Origin of the sequence: Rhizobium sp. CG4, assembly GCF_023701965.1 — a bacterium.
Classification (GTDB): domain Bacteria; phylum Pseudomonadota; class Alphaproteobacteria; order Rhizobiales; family Rhizobiaceae; genus Agrobacterium.
The window spans coordinates 324,097-345,392 of the sequence record NZ_JABAEG010000003.1 but is presented as its reverse complement, the minus strand read 5'-3'; the positions used below and the strand labels follow the sequence as shown (position 1 = coordinate 345,392).

The following is a 21,296-nucleotide window of genomic DNA, read 5'->3' as shown; positions in this document are numbered from 1 at the left end:
GCATTAACTTGTCTATGGCCAAAAGCGCCTCGACTGGTTATAGAACCGCCTCAAAAGCGGGAGGCCGCACACTAACAGGGCAGATCAGCGTTTGAACTCTACCGTACGCACAAAAAAGCCGATGGATTCCGAAAAGGTTTCGGGAATCCTGAAACGTATTATTGCTGAAAATGGCCGTGCGCATTTGCGCAATTACATTCTTGCCATTTCCTGCCTGCTAGTGGTGGCAGCAACGACGGCTTTTACGGCCTGGATCATGGAATCGGTGATCAACGAAGCCTTCGCCAACAAGCGTGCCGACCTCGTCATCATCATATGCTCCAGCATTTTCGCCGCTTTCGTGCTGCGCGGTTTTGCGACCTATGGCCAGTCAGTGCTGCTGTCAAAGATCGGCAACAACATTGTCGCCGGATATCAGAAGCGTATCTATTCGCATCTGATGACGCTTTCGGTCGGTTTTTTCAACGAAGCCCGTTCGGCGCATCTTGCCGCACAGATCACCCAGAATGTCAGCGGCGTGCGTGATGTTCTCAACCTGACCGTCACCTCGATTGCACGTGACTTGCTGACGCTAATCGCGCTGATCGGCGTCATGGTGTCCAAGGATGCCCTGCTTTCGCTGGTCATTCTGGTGGTTGCACCACCGCTGCTGATTGGTCTTCGTTACATTTCCAAACGCCTGCGCAGTGCCACGCGTGACGCCATCGTGCTCAACAGCCGCGTTCTGGGCGCGACGCAGGAAACCATTCAGGGCATGGCCATCGTCAAAGCCTTCACGATGGAAAAGCAGCTGGAAGAGAAGGTCAACGAGGTCATCAAATCGGCTGAAGGGCGCGCAAACCGTATTGCCCGGCTGACCGAACGGACTGCACCTCTGACCGAAACATTTGCCGGTCTCGCGATTTCGAGCGTGTTGGCCTATGCCGCCTTCCGGTCGATTTATGGCGGCGTTGCACCCGGTGCATTTTTCTCCTTTGTCACCGCGCTGCTGATGGCGTACGATCCAGCCCGCCGGCTGGCCCGCTTGCAGGTGCAGATGGAACAGGCAACTGTCAACGCCCGTATGATCTACGAGCTCTTGGATTTGCAGCCGCTGCAGCGGGACAAGCCGGATGCCGGTGAGCTGAAGGTGGCCAATGCGACAATCGAGCTTCGCAACGTGTCCTTCGGTTACAACAAGGAAAATTCCATTCTCCGTAACGTGTCCTTCGTGGCGGAAGGTGGCAAGACTACCGCGCTGGTTGGTCCGTCAGGCGCTGGCAAGTCGACCATCATCAGCCTCATCCCACGGTTTTACGACCCGCTGGAGGGTGAAATTCTGGTTGATGGGCAGAATATTGCCGATGTGAAAAAGGCGTCGCTGCGCCACCACATCGCTTATGTTTCGCAGCAACCTTATCTGTTTGAAGGCACCATTCGCGACAATATCCGTTATGGCCGCCCCGATGCGAGCGATGCCGAGATTGAAGATGCGGCAAGACAGGCCTATGCGCATGATTTCATCATGGCTCAGCCGATGGGGTATGACACACCGGTTGGTGAAAATGGCATGAGCCTTTCCGGCGGCCAGCGCCAGCGTCTGTCAATTGCCCGTGCGCTGGTTCGCAACGCGGCGATCCTGCTTCTCGATGAGGCGACCTCGGCGCTGGACACGGAATCGGAATCCTACGTGCAGAAAGCCTTGGAAACGACGATGAACGGACGCACCGTCATCGTGATTGCCCACCGACTTTCCACCGTTGTCCGAGCCGACAAGATCGTTGTGATGCATGACGGCCAAGTGCTTGAGCAAGGCACGCATGAAGAGCTTGCGAAGCAGGAAAACGGGCTTTACGCTCACCTCAATAATCTTCAATCGACCGGCAGCGGTCTGAAGTCATCCGCAGAAGAGTGAACTGACGCATGAGCAGCAACGACATGAAACTGGTGGTGGTCGGCGCTGCCGGTCGTATGGGACAAACCCTGATCCGTCTTATTCACGAGACCCCGGGTGTCACGCTGCATGCTGCCATTGAACGCGAAACCTCTGCCTTCATCGGCAAGGATGCCGGTGAAATTGCCGGCTTAGGCGTGAACGGTGTTGCGATCACCAGCGATCCGCTGGAAGCATTCGTGAATGCAGAAGGCGTTATCGATTTTACCTCCCCTGCCTCAAGCGTCACCTTTGCTGCACTTGCAGCACAGGCTCGTATCGTGCACGTGATCGGCACCACCGGTTGCTCGCCGGAAGACGAGGCCAAGTTTGAAGCAGCGGCCCGTCATGCCCGCGTCGTCAAGTCAGGCAATATGAGCCTTGGTGTTAATCTTCTCGGTGTGCTGGCTCGCCAGACGGCAAAGGCTTTGCCTGCCAATGCGTGGGACATTGAGGTGGTTGAAATGCACCACAAACACAAGGTAGACGCGCCATCCGGTACCGCATTGCTTCTGGGTAATGAAGCAGCAATAGGTCGTGGTATCGATCTGGCATCATCGTCGGTGCGGGTGCGTGACGGCCATACCGGTGCACGCGTCGAAGGCACGATCGGTTTTGCAGCGCTGCGCGGCGGTTCGGTTATTGGCGACCACTCAGTGATTTTTGCCGGCGAAGGCGAGCGTGTAACGCTGTCGCATTATGCCGGCGACCGTTCGATTTTTGCACGCGGCGCACTGGCAGCAGCCATATGGGCACGCGGCCAGAAGCCCGGTCTTTATTCGATGCTTGATGTTTTGGGGCTGTCTGAAGACTGATAATTTCATTTTTACGGAGGGAATTGACTATGAGCGGAACTCTCGTGCTTGTTCGCCACGGCCAGAGCGACTGGAACCTGAAGAACCTTTTCACCGGCTGGCGTGACCCCGACCTGACCGAGCTTGGCGTGCAGGAAGCCAATGCAGGCGGCAAGGCACTGGCTGATTACGGCATCAAGTTCGACATCGCTTTTACGTCGGACCTGACCCGTGCGCAGAAGACCTGCCAGATCGTTCTCAACAATGTTGGCCAGCCTGACCTGACAACGATCCGCGACCAGGCGCTGAACGAGCGCGACTATGGCGATCTCTCGGGCCTGAACAAGGACGACGCCCGCGAAAAGTGGGGCGAAGAACAGGTTCACATCTGGCGCCGTTCCTATGATGTACCACCTCCGGGCGGCGAAAGCCTGCGCGACACGGGCGCGCGCGTCTGGCCTTACTACCTCACCGAAATTCTGCCGCGCGTGCTGCGTGGTGAAAACGTACTGGTTGCCGCTCACGGCAATTCGCTGCGTTCGCTGGTGATGGTTCTGGATCGCCTGAGCAAGGAAGAGATCCTCAAGCTCAACCTCGCGACCGGTGTCCCGATGGTTTACAAGCTGAACGCGGATTCCACCGTTATCTCCAAGGACGTTCTCGGCGACATGTCCGCCGCGCACTGAGTCCTGGCAGCACGGAAATTGAAAAGGTCGGGGCGTTCTGCGCTCCGACCTTTTTTATGTGACATCGTTGAATGTGTAAGTCCTGAAAATCAGTTCTCCATCCGGAATTCCACCGTGTCTGCCGGAAAACGGCTGATGGCATATTGAACGGGTTTGCCATCCAGATCGGTGTTCAGCGCATGCGTCACCAAAAGGATCGCCCCCGGTGAAAGCTCAAGTGCTACGAGATCATCGGCGCTGGCATGCATGGCAGAAATCTTTGTCGAGGCGCGCATATAGTCATTGAGGCCCACCGCCTTGAAAGCCGCAGTAATCGATCCGCTTTTTTCGTAGGCTGCGGCAATGCCTTCAAACCGGCCGGCAGGAAACCAGGTGGTGGAGCGTGATACCGGGCGACGGTCGGCCTTGCGCAACAGTTCGAGACAGATGACGGCCGCACCCTGCACCAGTCCCAGTTGTCGGGCAACTTCGATTGGTGCCGTCTCAATTGATGACGACAACAGCAGCCCCTGCATTTCGCGAACCTGATCGCCAACCCCTTCGGAAAAGCGGGTTCGTTTTGAAATCGGGAAACTCAGCCGATCCTTGCGCACAATCATCGTGCCACGACCTTGCAGTGGCTGAACGATCCCCTCATCCGCCAAGGCCGAGATGGCGCTACGTACCGTGTGCCGGTTGACGCTGAAGGTTTCAGACAGCACCATTTCAGGGGGAAGCATGCCAGCTTCATCATACTCACCGGCCAGAATAGATTGCCGAATGCGGTCGGCAATCTGCCGCCAGAGAGCGACGCCGTTTTTCCTGCGCACATTGGCGCCCATCGAGGCCGTTACAGTCATATGTCACACGCTTGTCATGTCATTCGGATAGCAATATCCTATCTTGTATGGTTATCTATATCAATAGACATTTGAGGATAAGATGCAAACAAAGAACATACCATCGATTGAAGGTCGTCAGCGGGTCGCAGCCCTGCTTGCACGCGCCAGCATGGAAGAACTGATGAGCGTGTGGGGCGGACTGGAACAGTCGCCCGAGGCTGAAAAGGTGCGTGGGCCGGAAACCGGCCTCGTCATGGTACGCGGCCGCATTGGTGGCGGTGGCGATGCATTCAACCTTGGTGAAGCAACCATGACACGTGCCACGATCCGCCTGGCCTCCGGCACGGTCGGTCACGCACATGCACTTGGCACCAACAAAAAGAAGGCCTGGGTTTCCGCGATCTTCGACGCCCTTTGGCAGGAACCGGCGACGCGGGACATGATTGAAGCCAATCTGCTGTCGCCGGTTGAACAGCGCCTTCAGGCCACCGCCAACCAAAAGAAACAGGAGACCGCGGCAACGCGCGTCAATTTCTTCACCATGGTTCGGGGAGACGACTGATGGACCACAAGGGCGATATTTTGTCGGGCGGTTTTGCCGATCCCGTTTTTGAATCCCAGGGCGTGTTTCGCAAGCTGATGGATGGCATGGCGCAGCCCGGAACCATTCATGTGGCTGACGCCCGTGTCAAACCGCCAGCACCGCTGGGCAAGGCCGCAGGTGCCGTGTTGCTGACGCTTTGCGACCACGACACGCCATTCTGGATGAACGGTGAGCTGGCCAAGTCAGGCGTTCCAGGCTGGCTTTCCTTCCATACCGGTTCCGAACTTGAAACCGACAAAAGTGGAGCCCGTTTCGCGGTGTTTGAAGCTGGCGCGGCCCTGACCTCGCTCGGCTTGTTTTCAGTCGGCACGCAGGAATATCCGGACCGCTCGACGACAGTGTTGATCGAGGTTGCAGCGCTTATCGGTGGTTCACCTCTTCGGTTGACCGGTCCCGGTATTCGCGACGAGCGCCAGATTGCACCGCAAGGATTGCCGCAGGTGTTTCTGCATATGTGGGCGGAAAACCGACTGGCCTTTCCACGCGGTATCGATGTCATCCTGACAAGTGGTGACAGTTTCCTCTGCCTGCCGCGCAGCACGCGCATAGACCTGATGGAGAATTGATCGATGTATGTTGCCGTCAAAGGCGGAGAGACCGCCATTGCCAATGCCCATCGTCTGCTGGCCGACCGTCGTCGCGGCGACCGTTCCTTGCCAGCATTGACCATTGAGCAGATCGTTGCGCAGCTTGGCCTCGCGGTTGACCGCGTTATGGCCGAAGCTTCGCTTCACGATACTGCACTTGCAGCACTGGCCATCAAACAATCGCGCGGCGACATGATCGAGGCGATCTTCCTGCTGCGCGCTTACCGCACGACACTACCGCGCTTCGGCACATCAAAGCCGATTGAGACGGGCACTATGCGGGTCGAACGCCGCGTTTCCGCCACCTATAAGGATTTGCCCGGTGGTCAGTTGCTTGGCCCAACCTTCGACTATACGCACCGTCTGCTTGACCCATCGCTACTGGAAGACGGCTTTGTTGAAGAAGCGGCGCTCGAAAGCGATGGCATCGACCCTGTTTCTAAAGTATCCGACATTCTGGCAGCCGAAGGCCTGATTGAAACCGATGGCGAAATGCCATTGGATCATAAGGCCGGTGACCTGACGCGCGAGCCGATGGAATTCCCGATGCCGCGCGACTTGCGTCTGCAATCGCTGGCACGTGGCGATGAGGGTTTTCTACTCGCACTCGCCTACTCCACGCAGCGTGGCTACGGCCGTAACCACCCGTTTGTGGGTGAGGTGCGTATCGGCGAAGTCGAAGTGGAAATCGACGTGCCGGAATTGGGCTTTGCTGTCTCGCTTGGAGAAATCCGCGTCACGGAATGCCAGATGGTCAATCAGTTCAAGGGTTCGTCCAAGGCGCCACCGCAGTTTACCCGCGGTTATGGGCTGGTGTTTGGCCAGAGCGAGCGCAAAGCCATGTCTATGTCACTGGTGGACCGCGCGCTTCGCGCCGAGGAATTTGGCGAGGATATCACTGCCCCTGCTCAGGATGAAGAATTCGTCATTTCCCACGCGGACAATGTCCAGGCAACCGGCTTTGTAGAGCACCTCAAGCTACCGCATTACGTCGATTTTCAAGCGGAACTCGCGTTGGTGCGACAAATGCGCTCCGACTATCAAGCGTCAAAAAACAGCGTGGCAGCCAATATTACGGGAAGTATTGCCGATGCTGCTGAATGAGCTTGTTCCTGCTACGCAGGCTTTCCGCATACCAAACTGCACAAACGATGTTCAGCGCAATGAACAGTGCAAAGAACAAACCAATCAGAATGCCAGTATCCATGAGCTTGTACTCCTTTTACATGAAGGGATAACGCACAATGCCGCCTGAAGTTTCATTCAAGGATGATTTAGCCGGTTACAACTTCGCTTATCTGGATGAACAGACCAAGCGAATGATCCGCCGCGCTATTCTCAAAGCCATCGCCGTGCCGGGTTATCAGGTACCGTTTGCATCGCGCGAAATGCCCATGCCATACGGCTGGGGCACCGGTGGTGTGCAGGTCACAGCTGCCATCATCGGACTGGACGATACGCTGAAAGTTATCGACCAAGGCGCCGACGACACCACCAATGCGGTTTCCATCCGCGCCTTCTTCCAGAAGGTGGCCAATGTCGCTGTCACCACCCATACCAGCCAAGCAACCATCATCCAGACCCGTCACCGCATTCCCGAGGAAAAACTGACGGCAGGTCAGGTGCTCGTCTATCAGGTACCGATTCCCGAACCATTACGTTTCCTTGAGCCGCGTGAAACGGAAACCCGTGTCATGCATGCGCTCGAAGAATATGGTCTCATGCATGTACGTCTGTATGAAGACATTGCCCATAATGGCCGTATCTCGCGCACCTATGCCTATCCGGTGAAGGTTGCTGGTCGTTACGTCATGGACCCGTCTCCGACGCCAAAGTTCGACAATCCGAAAATGCACATGTCCGATGCCTTGCAGCTGTTTGGTGCCGGTCGTGAAAAACGCATTTACGCAGTCCCGCCCTATACCGAGGTTGTCAGCCTCGATTTCGACGACCACCCGTTTGAGATCCAGACATTCGACAAGCCCTGCGCGCTGTGCGGCGCTGACAATGTCTATCTAGATGAAGTCATTCTGGATGATGCGGGCGGACGTATGTTCGTCTGTTCGGATACCGACCACTGCGAGGACCGTCGTGACCACGGCCACCGCGGTCACCTTTCACCAGACATGCCGGAGGCAGCAGAATGAACAGCGATACGCCTTTGCTGAAAGTGAGCAATGTCTCCAAGTTTTACGGTGGCCGGATTGGTTGCAAGGATGTGTCTTTCGAACTATGGCCCGGTGAAGTGCTGGCCATCGTCGGTGAATCCGGTTCGGGCAAGACGACATTGCTCAACTGTATCTCGACGCGCCTTCTGCCGACCGCCGGCACAGTTGAATATCGCATGCGCGACGACGTGACCCGCAATCTCTACCACATCAACGAAGCAGAACGCCGCCTGCTGATGCGCACCGACTGGGGTTTCGTGCACCAGAACCCTGCCGATGGCCTGCGAATGACCGTTTCGGCTGGAGGCAATGTCGGCGAGCGGCTGATGGCGGTTGGCGCACGCCACTACGGCAACATCCGCGATACGGCGTCGGACTGGCTGCAACGGGTGGAAATCGGCATTGACCGCATTGACGACCAGCCTCGCGCCTTTTCGGGAGGTATGCGCCAGCGACTGCAGATAGCCCGCAATCTCGTGACCTCGCCACGTCTTGTGTTCATGGATGAACCAACCGGTGGCCTGGATGTGTCCGTGCAGGCCCGTCTGCTAGATCTGGTTCGCGGACTGGTCAACGATCTCGGCCTTGCGGTTATCGTTGTTACTCACGACCTGGCAGTTGCACGTCTTCTGTCACATCGCATGATGGTAATGAAGGATGGCCACGTCATCGAACACGGTCTGACGGACCGTGTGCTGGATGACCCTCGCCAGCCCTACACACAATTGCTCGTTTCCTCGATCCTGCAAGTCTGAAAGGCATACTCTCATGACAACGCCTCTCGTGGTTTCAGAAGTCTTCAAAAGCTTCACCATGCATCTTCGCGACGGCATCGTTCTGCCCGTGGTCGAGAATGTCAATTTTTCAGTCGCCACCGGCGAATGTGCCGTGCTGGGTGGCCCATCCGGTATCGGCAAAAGCTCGATCCTGAAAATGCTCTACGGCAACTATGCCATCGACAGCGGGCAGATCCTGATCAGCCATGAAGGCCGGGTGATCGATATTGCCATTGCGCCGCCGCGCACCGTGCTGGAAGTGCGCAAAAGCACCATCGGCTATGTCAGTCAGTTCCTGCGGACCGTGCCGCGTGTCTCCGCACTCGACGTTGTTGCCGAACCATTGCTGGCAAGACAGGTACCATTGGAAGATGCACGTGAACGGGCACGGGCACTGCTGTGCGCCCTCAATCTGCCAGAGGCATTGTGGTTGTTGCCACCTGCCACCTTCTCCGGTGGTGAGCAACAGCGCGTCAACATTGCCCGCGGCTTCATTACCGACCATTCCATCTTGCTGCTGGACGAACCGACGGCTTCACTCGATGCACGCAACCGCCGCGTTGTCATCGACATGATCCAGAAGAAGAAACAGCAAGGCGTCGCACTGCTCGGCATTTTCCATGACGAAGAAGTGCGTGAAGCGGTTGCCGACCGCATCATTGACGTGGCCCAATTCTCGCCGAGAAAGATTGCAGCATGAGTGTGAAGGTTGGTCTTCAACCCGTTATCCACCCGACGGCCGATGTACAGAATTCGACCATTGGTCGCTACACGGAAATATCCGAACGCTGCCGCATCCATGAAGTGGAGATGGGCGACTACTCCTATGTGATGCAGGATGGTGCAATATGGTGCGCGACTATTGGTCGTTTTGCCAATATTGCCGCCTCGGTGCGTATCAACGCCACCAACCATCCGGTGGAGCGCGCCACGCTGCACCACTTTACCTACCGCGCCGCCAGTTACTGGGACGATGCCGAAGACGAAACGGATTTCTTTGAAGCCCGGCGACAACGGCGCGTCGTCATCGGCCATGATGTCTGGATCGGTCACGGTGTAACCGTCCTGCCCGGTGTCAAAATCGGCAATGGCGCGGTGATTGGTGCGGGTGCCGTGGTGTCCAAGGATGTCGCACCCTACACCATCGTCGGTGGTGTTCCGGCCAAACTGATCCGCGAGCGTTTTTCACAGGAACTGGGTGAGCGCATGGACCGCCTGGCATGGTGGAACTGGGACCACCAGACGCTTCGGTCCGCACTTGAGGATTTTCGTTCGATGGATGCGCAATCGTTCGTTGATCGATATGAGTACCGCGCGGCGGGCTGATCTGGCGTTTGTAACAATTTCTTCACCAAACTGACACTTCCGCTTCACAGGGTGGTGTTAGGTCCAAGTCCCGAAGCAATAGCGTACGGGACAGACAATGAGCCTTGAACTTCAACACGTCACACGCCGGTTCGGCAATCACGTTGCTGTAAATGCCGTGAACGTGGAAATTCCTCAAGGACAGATGGTCGGCGTCATCGGACGTTCGGGCGCCGGCAAGTCCACGCTGCTGCGCATGATCAACCGTCTGGTCGATCCGACCGACGGTTCCATCCGCTTCAACGGTACGGAAGTATCCAGCCTGCGCGGCTCCTCGCTGCGCAACTGGCAGCGCGACTGCGCAATGATTTTCCAGCAGTTCAACCTTGTGCCACGTCTCGACGTGTTGACCAATGTGATGCTGGGCCGCCTGAACCATCGTTCGACCGTGCTCAGCCTCCTCAGCATTTTTTCCCATGACGAACGCATCATGGCGATTTCCGCACTTGAGCGCCTTGGCATCGAACATGTCGCCCTGCAGGCCGCAGGCACGCTTTCCGGTGGTCAGCAGCAGCGTGTGGCGATTGCCCGCGCCCTGATGCAGTCTCCAAAGATGGTACTGGCCGATGAGCCAATCGCGTCGCTCGATCCGCTTAACGCCAAGATCGTGATGGACGCGCTGCGCGACATCAACGAGCGCGAAGGCATTACCGTACTGACCAACCTGCATACTCTGGATACAGCGCGCAATTATTGCGAACGCATCATCGGCATGTCGGCTGGCCGTGTGGTTTTTGACGGCACACCTTCGGAACTCACGGCTGCCGCCGTCAAGGAAATTTACGGTACGGATTCGCATGGGGCAGGCATCGACGAGAGCATGACCTCCACCAGCATCACCATACCAGGAGCTCGGCTTGACGCCGATGCAAAGCAATCTGCCGGTCTGGAGCCTCTGGCTGTCGCCGGGGTTTGAAGACCGCACAGTATCGTTACGCCCGCGTCAAGGGCATCACTCATCAGCAAAACCGGGCAACCGGACATCAGGAGATGATCTCATGTTCAAGAAAGCTCTTCTCGCGGCGACTGCCGTTGGTATGCTTGCAAGTGCCGCTATGGCTCAGGACGTCAAGGTTCTGCGCATCGGTCTCGACGGTTCTGAAAACGAAGCCGACCAGATCCGCAACACCCAGTGCCTGGTTGAAGGCCTGAAGGCTGCGACCGGCGTTTCCGAAGTTCAGATCTTCCCATCGCCTGACTACAACGGCGTTATCCAGGGTCTGCTCGGCGGCACCATCGACATCGCTTCCATGGGCGCGTCTTCCTACGCCAAGATCGCTCTGACAGATCCAAACGCTGTTGACCCGATCCTCACCTACACCCAGGCTGACGGCTCTTCCGGTTACTACTCCATCATGGTTGCCCGCAAGGACAGCGGTATCAAGTCTCTGGCTGACGCCAAGGGCAAGAAGATCGGCTTTGCTGACCCTGACAGCACCTCTGGCTACCTCGTTCCAAACGTTGCGCTGCCAAAAGAAATCGGCGCTTCCGTCAAGGAATACTTCTCTGAAAGCGGCTTCGGCGGCGGCCATGAGAACCTCGTTCTCGCCGTTCTCGACAAGAAGTTCGACGTTGGCACGACCTTCGGTTCGGGCGTTGGCAAGTGGGAAGAAGGCTACACCGGTGGCAACCTTCACCAGATGGTCAACAAGGGCAACCTCGACATGGACGATATCGTTGAAGTCTGGAAGTCCCCTCTGATCCCTAACGGCCCGCTGATGGTTTCCAACAAGGTCGGCGAAGAAATGAAGACCAAGGTTGAAGACTTCTTCCTGGCTCTGCCAAAGAACGACAACGCTTGCTTCAAGGCATTCACACAGGGCGACAACAAGGAATACATCAAGGTTGATGCTTCCTTCTACCAGACCATCATCGACGCCCGTAAGTCCGTTATCGGCGGCTGATTGGTACGGATAAAAACAGAGCGGCGGCTTCTAAGCCGCCGCTTTTTTTCGCAACAGGAAGATGCAGCATGAGCGGACATTCGACGACTTCGACACTGGGCGGGCTGGGACAATCCGCGTCCACCGTCATGCGTCATTATCAGCAGCAGTTGAGAACACGACGGATCTATACGGCCATTTCGATTGTCGTTTTCCTGATCGCGCTCGGCGCATCGCTGAACTTCGCGAACAATGCAAATTCGGGCAAGTTCTTTGAACGCCTTCCTTACCTGTTCGATTTCATCAAGACATTCGTGCCGGATAGCCCACTGGAAATTTTCCGCGCCATGTTCGATCTACCATCGCCCTATGATGATGGCTCACTCAAATACAACTACACGGCTGACAGGGTTTATGTGACGGACAATTTCTATATTCCGTTTTTCATCTACCAGCTGATCATCACCCTGAATATCGCGCTTGTTTCGACACTAATCGGCACCGGCTTTGCATTCATCCTGTGCTTTTTCGCCTCGACCAATCTGGTTGGTGCCGGAATTGTGCGCTGGGTTGTACGCCGTATCATGGAAGTGATGCGCGCCTTCCCGGAAATCGTGGTCGCCGGTCTGCTAACCGCCATCCTGTCCATCGGTCCGATTGCCGCTATCGTTGCCATTACCATCCACACCGTGGGCGCGCTGGGCAAGCTGTTCTTCGAAGTGGTCGAGAATGCCGATATGCGCCCCGATGAAGGTCTGCGCGCCGCTGGTGCCAACTGGCTGGAACGCGTCCGCTACGCCATCGTGCCGCAGGTTCTGCCAAACTTCGTTTCCTATGCGTTGCTGCGCGCTGAAATCAACGTGCGTGCCTCCACCATCATCGGCGCGGTCGGCGGTGGCGGTATTGGTGAGGTGTTCCGTCTGGCCATTGGCCGCGATCACGCTGCAAAGACCTACGCCATCATCATCCTGCTGCTGATCACAATCATCGCAGTGGACCAGTTTTCGTCATGGCTTCGCCGCCGGCTGATTGGCCAGCAGGCATTTGACAGCGCGCAAGGAACAGTCTGATGAAATCCACACCATCGATCCACGCCTCCGAACGCGAGCGCCTGACAAAGACCTACCCTCACGTCTTCCACAAGAGCTTCATGCAGCGCTACGGCCTGCTCATCAGCCTTGGGGCCGTGGTCTCCTATCTAGCGCTGTGCTTCGTGTTCTTCAACGTTGGCCCCGCGCTGATGCAGGGCCGCTGGGACCGTGCGTCGTCCTATATTCAGGATTGGTACTCCTGGCGCGCGCAACCGCGCCTGCGCTTCCAGGATGGCGCCGTGGTGCCACAATGGTCGAGCCGCGGACAATATCCGGCGGGCGCTGACATCGACTGGCTGATCCCCGGTCAGAATGGCAGCTATACGGTAACCTATGGCAGCATGGATGACCGGCTGGACATTACCACCGACAAGGTCGAGGTTTTCGTTGCCGGCACGCCTTATACGGTCACCATCTCACAGGACATGGTCACTGCGCCGGTTGATGCACCAGCCGCCATCCAGCAGGATGGAAGCAAGGTCATCGTCAACTACGGTTTCGAAGGTCAGGCTGAAATTCGCAACAGCCAGGTTTACGTGCAGCGTCGTTTCATGGGCTGGGCCAACTTCTTCTTCGATACGCAGTCGGAATTCTGGGGCAAAAGCGTTGGTGAGTTGATTGCGCTGGCGACGGTTGGTGAACGGCTGGATCCGAACCAGTCCAACATCGCCAACATGACCGACGACTTCCTCAACAACAAGGTCTGGCAGCATGCGGACATTCTGTCCAAGCTGATGCAGACGCTGGTCATGGCTTTTGTCGGTACCCTGTTGGGTACGCTGGTCGCGTTTCCCTTCGCCTTCATCGCGGCGCGCAACATCACGCCAAACCGCCTTGCCAACTGGGGCATGAAGCGCGCCTTCGATTTCCTGCGCTCCATTGATATGCTGATCTGGGCGCTGTTCTTTACCCGCAGCTTTGGTCCTGGGCCAATTCCCGGTATTGCGGCTATCTTTTTCACCGACACTGGCGCGCTTGGTAAGGTTTATGCCGAGGCGTTGGAAAATGTCGATGACAAGCAGCGCGAGGGCGTCAAGTCGGTGGGTGCGTCACCTGCGGTGGTCAATCGTTACGGCGTGGTGCCACAGGTGTTGCCAGTGTTCATTTCACAGTCCCTGTATTTCTGGGAAAGCAACACACGTTCTGCCACCATCATCGGCGCCGTGGGTGCTGGTGGTATCGGCCTCAAATTGCTCGAGGCCATGGGCACCAATGCCGACTGGGACAAGGTTGCCTATATGGTGCTGCTGATCCTGTTTGTGGTTTTCCTGTTCGACGGCATTTCCAACGCCATTCGCTCACGACTGATCGGCAAAACCGCACATTAACGATCGAGACGTAAACAGCATCATCATTCTGTCATGGAAATCATTTAGGCGCATGGCCTGACTTGCAGCGAACCCGGCTTTGGCTTCAAATGAGGTTCGCTGTAGTTCCCATGATGTTTGAAAGATCCCACAGTGCGATACGCTGTTTATTTCACACCTCCGCAGACACACCCTTTGAACCTTGCCGCAGCCCGTTGGTTGGGGCGAGATCCCTTCACCGGTGAGATCCACGCCGACAATGAAGCGCGCGAAGAGCTAACGGCCGAGCCACGACGTTACGGTTTTCACGCCACGCTGAAAGCGCCATTCGAGCTGTCGGAAAAAAAGACCGAAGCGCAATTGATTGCCGCTGTCAAAAACTTCGCTGAAACGCGCACGGCATTTGATATTCCGCAGATCGTGGTTGGTCAGCTCGGCCCGTTTTTCGCGCTTGTCCCGCATTCCGTGCACGGGCCATTGCAGGATTTTGCCGCTGATATCGTCGATTTTTTCGATGAATTCCGCGCACCGCTTTCTGACTCCGACATCGCCCGTCGCCGCCCACAAAATCTCACACCCAAGCAGCGCGACAATCTCATGCTGTGGGGTTACCCGCATGTGATGGAAGAATTTCGCTTCCACATGACCCTGACCGGTCCAACCGAAGAGCCGGATCGCCCTGATATTCATTCCGCGCTCAACGGGCATTTTTCAGAATTTATCAACCGTCCACTCGCAATTACCGGCCTTGCGCTTTTTGTTGAAGAACAGCGTGGAGAGCCTTTTAAAGTTCACTCCTGGCACTCGCTTGCCAACCGATAGAAAGACACCAGCAATGCGTTCCGAACAGGTTCTTTCCAACGCCCGTATCGTCCTTGAAGAAGACATCATTTCAGGTTCGGTCCTGATCCGTGACGGGCTTATCGCTGATATCAGCGCTGGCCCTTCTACAACCGGTGAGGATTTCGAAGGCGATTACCTCATCCCCGGCCTCGTTGAACTCCACACCGACCATCTGGAGCAGCACTATTCGCCACGTCCAGGCGTAACCTGGAACAAAACAGCCGCCGTGCAGGCCCATGATGCACAGGTTGCGGCCTCCGGCATCACCACGGTGTTTGACTGCCTGCGCCTTGGCTCCGACGAGGATGGTGGTTTCAAAAAAGGCGAGATGCGTGAAATGGCTGATGCCATTGAACAAGCCGCCAGCCAGAACCGTCTGCGCGCCGAGCACCTTCTCCACCTGCGCTGCGAAGTGGCGTCATCCGACGTGCTGGAACATTTCGATGATTTCGAAAACGATCCGAATGTGAAGCTGATTTCGCTGATGGACCACTCCCCGGGCCAGCGCCAGTTCCAGTCGCTCGATCAGTATATCCTCTACTACCAGAAGAAGCGTGGCCTAAGCGATGAGGCATTTGCCCGTTTTGTCGAACGTCGCAAATCGGCATCGGCGCAATATTCCGCCCCACATCGTGACTATCTGGCGGCGCGCTGTGCAGAACGCGGCATTACTGTCGCCAGCCATGACGATGCCACTACCGAACATGTGCAGGAAGCTATCGCCCATGGTGTCAAGGTTGCGGAATTCCCAACCAGCATCGAAGCCGCCCGCGCCTCGCACGAGGCCGGCATGAGCGTGCTGATGGGTGCGCCGAACATTGTGCGCGGACAGTCCCACTCCGGAAATATTGCCGCCAAGGATCTGGCAGAGCTGGGTGTACTCGATGTGTTGTCATCCGATTACGTTCCATTCAGCCTGCTATACGCGCCGTTTATCATCGCAGATTCGGTAGAAAGCATATCGTTGCCACAGGCACTTGCATTCGTGACAACCAATCCAGCCCGCTCTGTCAGCCTTGATGACCGTGGCGCTATACGCACCGGCCTGCGCGCCGATCTGGTACGTGTACACCGCGAAGAAGGCGTACCAGTGGTTCGTTCCGTCTGGCGTCACGGACGTCGCGTCGCCTGATGGACATCGACCCTACCGCCCAGTCCATGACACAAGGCAGACACGGCACTTTGGTTGCCGTGGTCGGCCCCAGCGGTGCCGGCAAGGATAGCTTGCTGGCGCTGGCCGCGCAGCATTTTCAAGGCTGCGCGGATGTGCACTTCGTGCGCCGGGTCATTACCCGCAGCAAGGATGCGGGTGGTGAGGATCACGACAGCGTCACATCAGATGAATTTGCGGCGCTTGAGGCGCAGGATAAGTTTGCCGTGTGCTGGAAAGCCCACGGCCTGAGCTACGGTGTTCCGGCTGACGTGTTTTCGCAGTTGGAGAAGGGCGATCTTGTCATCGTCAACGGATCGCGCTCTACCCTGCCCGATTTCCAGTCAGCCTTTGCTCGTCTGCAGGTCATCAACATTACGGCGCGGACGGAGGTTTTGGCGGAACGGCTCGAGAAACGCGGCCGTGAAAGCAAGGCCGACATTCTCTTGCGGCTGCAACGCAGTGTTTTTGACATCCCCCCCAACTTTAATGTTGCCACGATCGACAATAGCGGTAATCTTGAAACGGCTGGGCAAGCTCTCATTCGAATGCTGGAAAACTACCGTCAGAGATAAATCTCAAAGGCCTTCTTCAGTCCTCAAAACAGCTTGAGTGCAAGCCGGTGAAATTCAGGGCACTTCGCGAAAGAAAATTTCAAAACCACTCGACATCTAGCAATATCGCGATTACCATTTGGCGACGTTTGTTAAACATTACACGCCAATTGTGCTATGCCCCATCCAAGGCTCATAGACGAGATAACGATTGTGGCCGGTTTAGGATCGGCTATTTCCGGCTATGCGCAATCCTGTGGCATCGATATCAAGCCGATTGCTAAGTCCTTGGACATTGATCCTGACGTTTTGCAGAGTATGACAGCACGTGTCAGTCTCGATCGCCTGTGCCGTCTTCTGGAGACCTGCGCGACGCTGGCGGATGATGACACATTTGGTTTGCAGTGTGCGGGTTTTCTCACCCCTGGTGCAACTGGCCCATTCGGTTATGGCCTGATGAGTGCACCAACTGTGCGCGATTACCTGAAATTCGTGGACGAACATCTCTATTACGCGACCAATGCCAGCGATACACAGCTGGAGTTTGGCGAGAAGTTTGCCAGTCTCTCGTGGACTTTTGCGCCTGTGATTGCCAAACGCGACCAATATACCGATATGTCGCTCGCGATGGCGTTTAACCGGTTGCGGCAGATTACTGGCGACGAAATTGACACTCTTCTGGTCGAGTTGGAACGGCCTAAGCCCAAAAACACCAACCTTTTCAAAAAAGCTTTCTCCAAACACATCGAATATTCACGGCGTATCAACCGCGTACATGTGCCGGTACATCTACTGGACGCGGTGAACCCCAAAGGTGATATTCGCCTGTTTACGCTGATGGATTTGCAGTGTCGGGCCATGCGGCCGGAAATTTCATCTTTATCCGAGCAGAACTTTGTCAGTCAGGTTCGGCGTTACATGCAGATGCGCATGAATGAGCGCGATATTTCTCTTGAGGAGATATCACCCTACTTCAGCCTGTCGGCCCGTACATTCCAGCGGCGGCTTGCGGAAGCCGGGACCAACCTCAACACATTGCGGGACGAGGTCAGGCGTGAAGCCAGCCATACACTTCTGACCGAAAGCGAATTACCTATTGCGGACATTTGTTACCGACTGGGTTATTCGGCGCCAAGTGCCTTTTCGCGATCGGTGTCGCGCTGGTTTGGCATGACCCCAAAAGCCCTGCGCGAAAGTACGTCACGAAATTTTTGAATAACACAACCCGCTTTGACGCAGCAAAACATCGTAAAGTTGCTTGACATGTTCGATAAAAATCAGGAAATTCAGTGAATTGACCCAAATTGGCACAACACATTACTAAAAAATGTCTTTAGTGTACATTTTTTGGCGCCTGAGGTTATATATTTCCCATCTCCCTCTGTATATTAGGCTCCGCAACTGAATGACCGGACGCAACGTAGCGCCGTGCCTTTTCACTCATGACAGTCGCTGAAGTTGTGCTGCATTTGGCAGCATGCTTCCTAATTCTTGGAATAACGACAAAACCACCGACCCGCCCAAGCGGGCGATGAGCATGTTTGTCAGAATGGTATTGAAAAGAATGACCATGTCTCCGCATAAACAGCATGCGGGCGATTTTGCACGCCCTGAAACGCTGACCGACTGTGAAAAAACCTATCTCACCATGGCGGCGGAGGGCACTCACCCTTCGATTATCGCCAAAAATCTTGAAAAATCGGAAGATGAAATTCAGGCGGCACTTGCGAGTGCACGTCAAAAGCTTGGCGCGAACAATCTGTTGCACGCTATCAGTATAGCTCTGCTTAAGGGTATTATCGAGCGCGACATCTGATCCGCGACAAAAGTATTTTCCGCTCAACCCCGTTGTATTAGCGGAAAATAGCCGTTTTCTCTGCTTATTGCATGTGCCTACCCCAAAACGGTTAGTTGTGTTCGGTGAGCATGCTTTAGTTTTCGTATCGGATGCCCTCCACCCCGCATTGGGGAACCACTTTGGGGAGGGATGTTTTATCTTCGCTGCCAAGTTTTGCGTTTGCAGCGCAGCCCGTGTGGTGTTTCAAGGCGATGACGTCTTCGGTGCCATACGTAACCGCAGTGGCCGGGTTTACCCGGTGGCGGATCGCACTTGCGGTTGACGGCCTGGTGAGGTGAATGATTGCCTCACCAGGCCGCCTAGTTTTTGCAAACAGCACTTAACAGATCAGAGCGCGGCGATCTCTTCCAGAATGTCAGTTTCAATGATGATACCGTCATCATATGCGCGCTTGCGGTTTCCTTGACTGCGCCGCCCCGGCAAACGCACCTCCGGTTGCGCCTCGATCTCCGCGGCAAACATTGCCAGACGACTTGTAAACATATCTCCGGCCGTCACCGACGGATCAATGGCGATGATGGTGTGACCCAGCGCAACAGAACGGCTGTTTTCATCAAACAGCGATGGCGATTCAAATGCAAAGTCCCCCCCGGTCAGACCTGCCGCCATAATCTCCACCATGAAGGCGAGTGCTGCCCCCTTTGCGTCACCCGCCGGGATCATGGTGCCCGCCATTGCCGCCTCTGCGTCCGTCGTTGGTTTGCCATCGATATCGAGCGCCCAGCCCTCGGGGATTTTTACGCCTTTCTGCCGGGCGGCCATGACCTTTCCGCGCGCCACTTTGGACAGTGCCAGATCGATGACCAAGGGGTCCTGACCGGAAACCGGCGCTGCAAAGGCAATCGGGTTGGTGCCAAATAGTGGTTTGGTGCCACCCCATGGTGCAATTGCCGCGGGAGCATTGGCGACCATCAGTGCCACCAGACCCTGCTCGGCAAAACGTTCCACGGTCAAGGCCATGACACCCGCGTGGTGTGAGCGCGAAATGGCAGCCAAGGCAATGCCCTGCTCCCTGGCAATAGCTGGCAGTTCGGAAACCGCTGCATCCAGCGCTGGATAGGCGTAGCCATGGGCAGCATCGATAGCCAGAACGCCCGGTTTCAAACGTCTCGTTGTCACGACAGCCTTGCCGTCAACCTTGCCGGCGCGTGTCTGTTTGACATAGGCCGGAATGCGTCTGAACCCGTGACCGCCCTGCCCGGCAGCTTCTGCTGCAACAAGCGCTTTTGCGGTGGAGCGGGCGCTTGTGGAAATCACACCATTCTTTTCAAAAATATCGGAAACAAAATCTTCCGCATCGGAAATACTGAACTTCATAAAATGCTGGCCTTTTCTCAAATGCACCGCAAACAAACGTCTACGGAAAAGCACGTCATGACAAGCGATAGCAAGCTACCCTTGTCATGACCAGACGAGCATTCGGGATCATCCGTTGTAAATGCAGTTCACCACTCAGCGAATGGTGAACTGCACCGGTGCGACAATCGTCTTGCTGACGCCAGGTGGCGGGGCCGGAACCGGTGAGGCACGACGGACCATGGAAACGACTTCTTCGTCCAGTGCAGCAGAACCGGAAGAACGCGACAGCGAAACCGACAGGACATTGCCGCCCTCATCAATCTGGAACCGCACATAGGCCGTTCCCTGTTCCTTGCGGGAGCGAGCATCTGACGGGTAACGCTTGCGACGCTCCAGATGCGCCATTACTCGGTTTTGCCAACGGGCAGGTGAGACGGAAGACGAGGATGAACCAACACTGGTCTTCTGGGCCGCGGTACGATTGGACTCGGTCGCATCGACCTTGGCCATCTGCGAGGACTTTGAAGCTGGCGGCGGCTTTTTAGGTTGCGTGTCAGGCTTCTTTTTCTTGTCTTCGACCTTCTTTACTTCAGCCTTCTTTTCAACAGGTGGCGGCGGACGGCTGACCGGCAACGGTACTTCCACATTTTCAAGTGCAGCAACCATTTCCTGCTGAATCGGATCAATTTCTTCGATCGGTTCCGGCAGTTCTTCCGGCAGAGGTTCTGCAACCTCTTCTACCGGCTCAGGTGGTGTTTCCTCGACAACAGGCTCCGGGATAGGCTCTGGCTCAGGTTGCGGCTCAGGGGGCGGAGGAACCTCGGTCACTTCTTCGACTGGTTCTACCGTGTCACTCTTGATATCTTCTGCTTCAGCCGTATCGGGATTGATGACATTTTCCGTCGTATCAACCGATTCCGGCAGGGCAGCCATTTCAATCATGATTGCTGCCGGAGGCGCGTCCTGTGCCGCAGTCGGTACTGGTTCCAGCAACAGCAGTGCCGCAAGCCCTGCATGTGCCGAAAGCATAACGACGGCAGCGAAAGACCAGACCAGGATTTCTCCTACTCTGGAATGTCTTGCCTGCGGCTGACGGAGCGTTGTCATTGAGCCGTTCCCGTTGTTCCAGCGTTTGGCGCAGTTCCGGTTTCACCCGGCGCCGTTTGAGAAACCGGTGCGGGCAATGCTTCAAGCCCGACCAATGCGATTTTGAGATAACCCGCATCACGCAGCGCATTCATGACTTCCATGAACTGCCCGTAATCGACAGTTTTGTCTGCGCGCAGAAAAATGCGGGCATCCTTGTTGCCCTGCGTCTTGCCATCCAGCATCGAGGCAAGATTGGCCTTTTCGACGGGATCATTGCCAAGATTAAGGCTCAAGTCTTCCTTCACCGTCAGATAGATAGGTTCATCGGGACGCTCTGCAGGTTTGGCCGTCGAGGCCGGCAGGTCAACATTGACGTCGACCGTGGCCAGAGGTGCTGCCACCATGAAGATGATGAGCAGCACCAGCATGACGTCGATAAATGGCGTGACATTGATCTCATGGTTTTCGGAGAGATCGTCGCCGCTTTCTTCACGAATGCCGCCAGCCAT

General features: G+C 56.0%; 23 protein-coding genes. 19 read left to right on the top strand and 4 right to left on the bottom strand.

Features of this window, described 5'->3' with window-relative positions; all coding sequences use genetic code 11:
• The first annotated feature begins 121 nt into the window (after nucleotides 1-121).
• From HGO37_RS11895 to HGO37_RS11885, 3 genes are read left to right on the top strand one after another with little or no spacing between them, the layout of a single operon-like run.
• Nucleotides 122-1,894, top strand: coding sequence for an ABC transporter ATP-binding protein (locus HGO37_RS11895; RefSeq protein WP_502941410.1), 1,773 nt, complete (start codon nucleotides 122-124; stop codon nucleotides 1,892-1,894).
• Between the two features lie 8 nt (nucleotides 1,895-1,902).
• Nucleotides 1,903-2,727, top strand: a complete 825-nt coding sequence (gene dapB / locus HGO37_RS11890; protein WP_250983480.1) for a 4-hydroxy-tetrahydrodipicolinate reductase — start codon at nucleotides 1,903-1,905, stop codon at nucleotides 2,725-2,727.
• 29 nt (nucleotides 2,728-2,756) lie between these two features.
• On the top strand, nucleotides 2,757-3,392 hold the full coding sequence (locus HGO37_RS11885; RefSeq protein ID WP_250983479.1) for a 2,3-bisphosphoglycerate-dependent phosphoglycerate mutase: 636 nt from the start codon (nucleotides 2,757-2,759) through the stop codon (nucleotides 3,390-3,392).
• A gap of 89 nt (nucleotides 3,393-3,481) precedes the next feature.
• On the opposite strand, the gene phnF is transcribed toward HGO37_RS11885, so the two are convergent.
• Nucleotides 3,482-4,213 carry a phosphonate metabolism transcriptional regulator PhnF gene (gene phnF / locus HGO37_RS11880; protein WP_250983701.1) on the bottom strand — a complete coding sequence of 244 codons (732 nt, stop codon included), beginning with the start codon at nucleotides 4,211-4,213 and terminating at the stop codon, nucleotides 3,482-3,484.
• Between the two features lie 100 nt (nucleotides 4,214-4,313).
• Between phnF and phnG the strand changes: the two genes are divergently transcribed.
• The 16 genes from phnG to HGO37_RS11800 all read left to right on the top strand — a co-directional run bounded on the left by phnG (nucleotide 4,314) and on the right by HGO37_RS11800 (nucleotide 18,357).
• Nucleotides 4,314-4,775, top strand: a complete 462-nt coding sequence (phnG, locus tag HGO37_RS11875) for a phosphonate C-P lyase system protein PhnG (RefSeq protein ID WP_250983478.1) — start codon at nucleotides 4,314-4,316, stop codon at nucleotides 4,773-4,775.
• Nucleotides 4,775-5,383, top strand: a complete 609-nt coding sequence (phnH, locus tag HGO37_RS11870; RefSeq protein WP_250983477.1) for a phosphonate C-P lyase system protein PhnH — start codon at nucleotides 4,775-4,777, stop codon at nucleotides 5,381-5,383. Before phnG ends, phnH begins: the two co-directional genes overlap by 1 nt.
• 3 nt (nucleotides 5,384-5,386) lie before the next feature.
• Complete coding sequence (locus HGO37_RS11865) at nucleotides 5,387-6,508, top strand: carbon-phosphorus lyase complex subunit (protein ID WP_250983476.1); 1,122 nt, start codon at nucleotides 5,387-5,389, stop codon at nucleotides 6,506-6,508.
• Nucleotides 6,509-6,648: 140 nt separating this feature from the next.
• The gene (locus tag HGO37_RS11860) at nucleotides 6,649-7,551 is read left to right on the top strand and encodes an alpha-D-ribose 1-methylphosphonate 5-phosphate C-P-lyase PhnJ (RefSeq protein WP_250983475.1); all 903 of its coding nucleotides are present in this window, start codon (nucleotides 6,649-6,651) and stop codon (nucleotides 7,549-7,551) included.
• Complete coding sequence (phnK, locus tag HGO37_RS11855) at nucleotides 7,548-8,327, top strand: phosphonate C-P lyase system protein PhnK (RefSeq protein ID WP_250983474.1); 780 nt, start codon at nucleotides 7,548-7,550, stop codon at nucleotides 8,325-8,327. Before HGO37_RS11860 ends, phnK begins: the two co-directional genes overlap by 4 nt.
• A 13-nt stretch (nucleotides 8,328-8,340) precedes the next feature.
• Nucleotides 8,341-9,048: a phosphonate C-P lyase system protein PhnL gene (gene phnL, locus HGO37_RS11850; protein ID WP_192486870.1), complete on the top strand. Its 708-nt coding sequence runs from the start codon at nucleotides 8,341-8,343 to the stop codon at nucleotides 9,046-9,048.
• Nucleotides 9,045-9,674 carry a transferase hexapeptide repeat family protein gene (locus tag HGO37_RS11845; protein WP_250983473.1) on the top strand — a complete coding sequence of 210 codons (630 nt, stop codon included), beginning with the start codon at nucleotides 9,045-9,047 and terminating at the stop codon, nucleotides 9,672-9,674. Before phnL ends, HGO37_RS11845 begins: the two co-directional genes overlap by 4 nt.
• 97 nt (nucleotides 9,675-9,771) lie before the next feature.
• A complete protein-coding gene (gene phnC / locus HGO37_RS11840; RefSeq protein ID WP_250983472.1) occupies nucleotides 9,772-10,629 on the top strand; it encodes a phosphonate ABC transporter ATP-binding protein in 858 nt (285 codons plus the stop codon).
• 82 nt (nucleotides 10,630-10,711) lie between these two features.
• Nucleotides 10,712-11,617 (top strand): phosphonate ABC transporter substrate-binding protein, encoded by a 906-nt coding sequence (gene phnD, locus HGO37_RS11835; protein WP_192486867.1) that lies wholly within the window; start codon nucleotides 10,712-10,714, stop codon nucleotides 11,615-11,617.
• A gap of 128 nt (nucleotides 11,618-11,745) precedes the next feature.
• Entirely contained in the window at nucleotides 11,746-12,666 is a 921-nt protein-coding gene (gene phnE / locus HGO37_RS11830; RefSeq protein WP_192487822.1) for a phosphonate ABC transporter, permease protein PhnE, read from the top strand.
• A complete protein-coding gene (phnE, locus tag HGO37_RS11825; RefSeq protein ID WP_250983471.1) occupies nucleotides 12,666-14,015 on the top strand; it encodes a phosphonate ABC transporter, permease protein PhnE in 1,350 nt (449 codons plus the stop codon). The genes phnE (HGO37_RS11830) and phnE (HGO37_RS11825) overlap by 1 nt, the downstream gene beginning before the upstream one ends.
• A 132-nt stretch (nucleotides 14,016-14,147) precedes the next feature.
• Nucleotides 14,148-14,816: a DUF1045 domain-containing protein gene (locus HGO37_RS11820; RefSeq protein WP_250983470.1), complete on the top strand. Its 669-nt coding sequence runs from the start codon at nucleotides 14,148-14,150 to the stop codon at nucleotides 14,814-14,816.
• A gap of 13 nt (nucleotides 14,817-14,829) precedes the next feature.
• Nucleotides 14,830-15,969: an alpha-D-ribose 1-methylphosphonate 5-triphosphate diphosphatase gene (locus tag HGO37_RS11815; RefSeq protein ID WP_250983469.1), complete on the top strand. Its 1,140-nt coding sequence runs from the start codon at nucleotides 14,830-14,832 to the stop codon at nucleotides 15,967-15,969.
• Nucleotides 15,969-16,562, top strand: coding sequence for a phosphonate metabolism protein/1,5-bisphosphokinase (PRPP-forming) PhnN (gene phnN, locus HGO37_RS11810; RefSeq protein WP_250983468.1), 594 nt, complete (start codon nucleotides 15,969-15,971; stop codon nucleotides 16,560-16,562). The genes HGO37_RS11815 and phnN overlap by 1 nt, the downstream gene beginning before the upstream one ends.
• 156 nt (nucleotides 16,563-16,718) lie before the next feature.
• A complete protein-coding gene (locus HGO37_RS11805) occupies nucleotides 16,719-17,756 on the top strand; it encodes an AraC family transcriptional regulator (RefSeq protein WP_250983467.1) in 1,038 nt (345 codons plus the stop codon).
• Nucleotides 17,757-18,018: 262 nt separating this feature from the next.
• Nucleotides 18,019-18,357: a helix-turn-helix transcriptional regulator gene (locus HGO37_RS11800; protein ID WP_250983466.1), complete on the top strand. Its 339-nt coding sequence runs from the start codon at nucleotides 18,019-18,021 to the stop codon at nucleotides 18,355-18,357.
• A 369-nt stretch (nucleotides 18,358-18,726) separates the two neighbouring features.
• Here the strand turns inward: HGO37_RS11800 and HGO37_RS11795 are convergent, their stop codons facing one another.
• The 3 genes from HGO37_RS11795 to exbD all read right to left on the bottom strand — a co-directional run bounded on the left by HGO37_RS11795 (nucleotide 18,727) and on the right by exbD (nucleotide 21,296).
• Entirely contained in the window at nucleotides 18,727-19,716 is a 990-nt protein-coding gene (locus HGO37_RS11795) for an Ldh family oxidoreductase (RefSeq protein WP_250983465.1), read from the bottom strand.
• 135 nt (nucleotides 19,717-19,851) lie between these two features.
• Complete coding sequence (locus HGO37_RS11790; RefSeq protein WP_250983464.1) at nucleotides 19,852-20,805, bottom strand: energy transducer TonB family protein; 954 nt, start codon at nucleotides 20,803-20,805, stop codon at nucleotides 19,852-19,854.
• Nucleotides 20,802-21,296, bottom strand: coding sequence for a TonB system transport protein ExbD (gene exbD / locus HGO37_RS11785; protein ID WP_250983463.1), 495 nt, complete (start codon nucleotides 21,294-21,296; stop codon nucleotides 20,802-20,804). The genes HGO37_RS11790 and exbD overlap by 4 nt, the downstream gene beginning before the upstream one ends.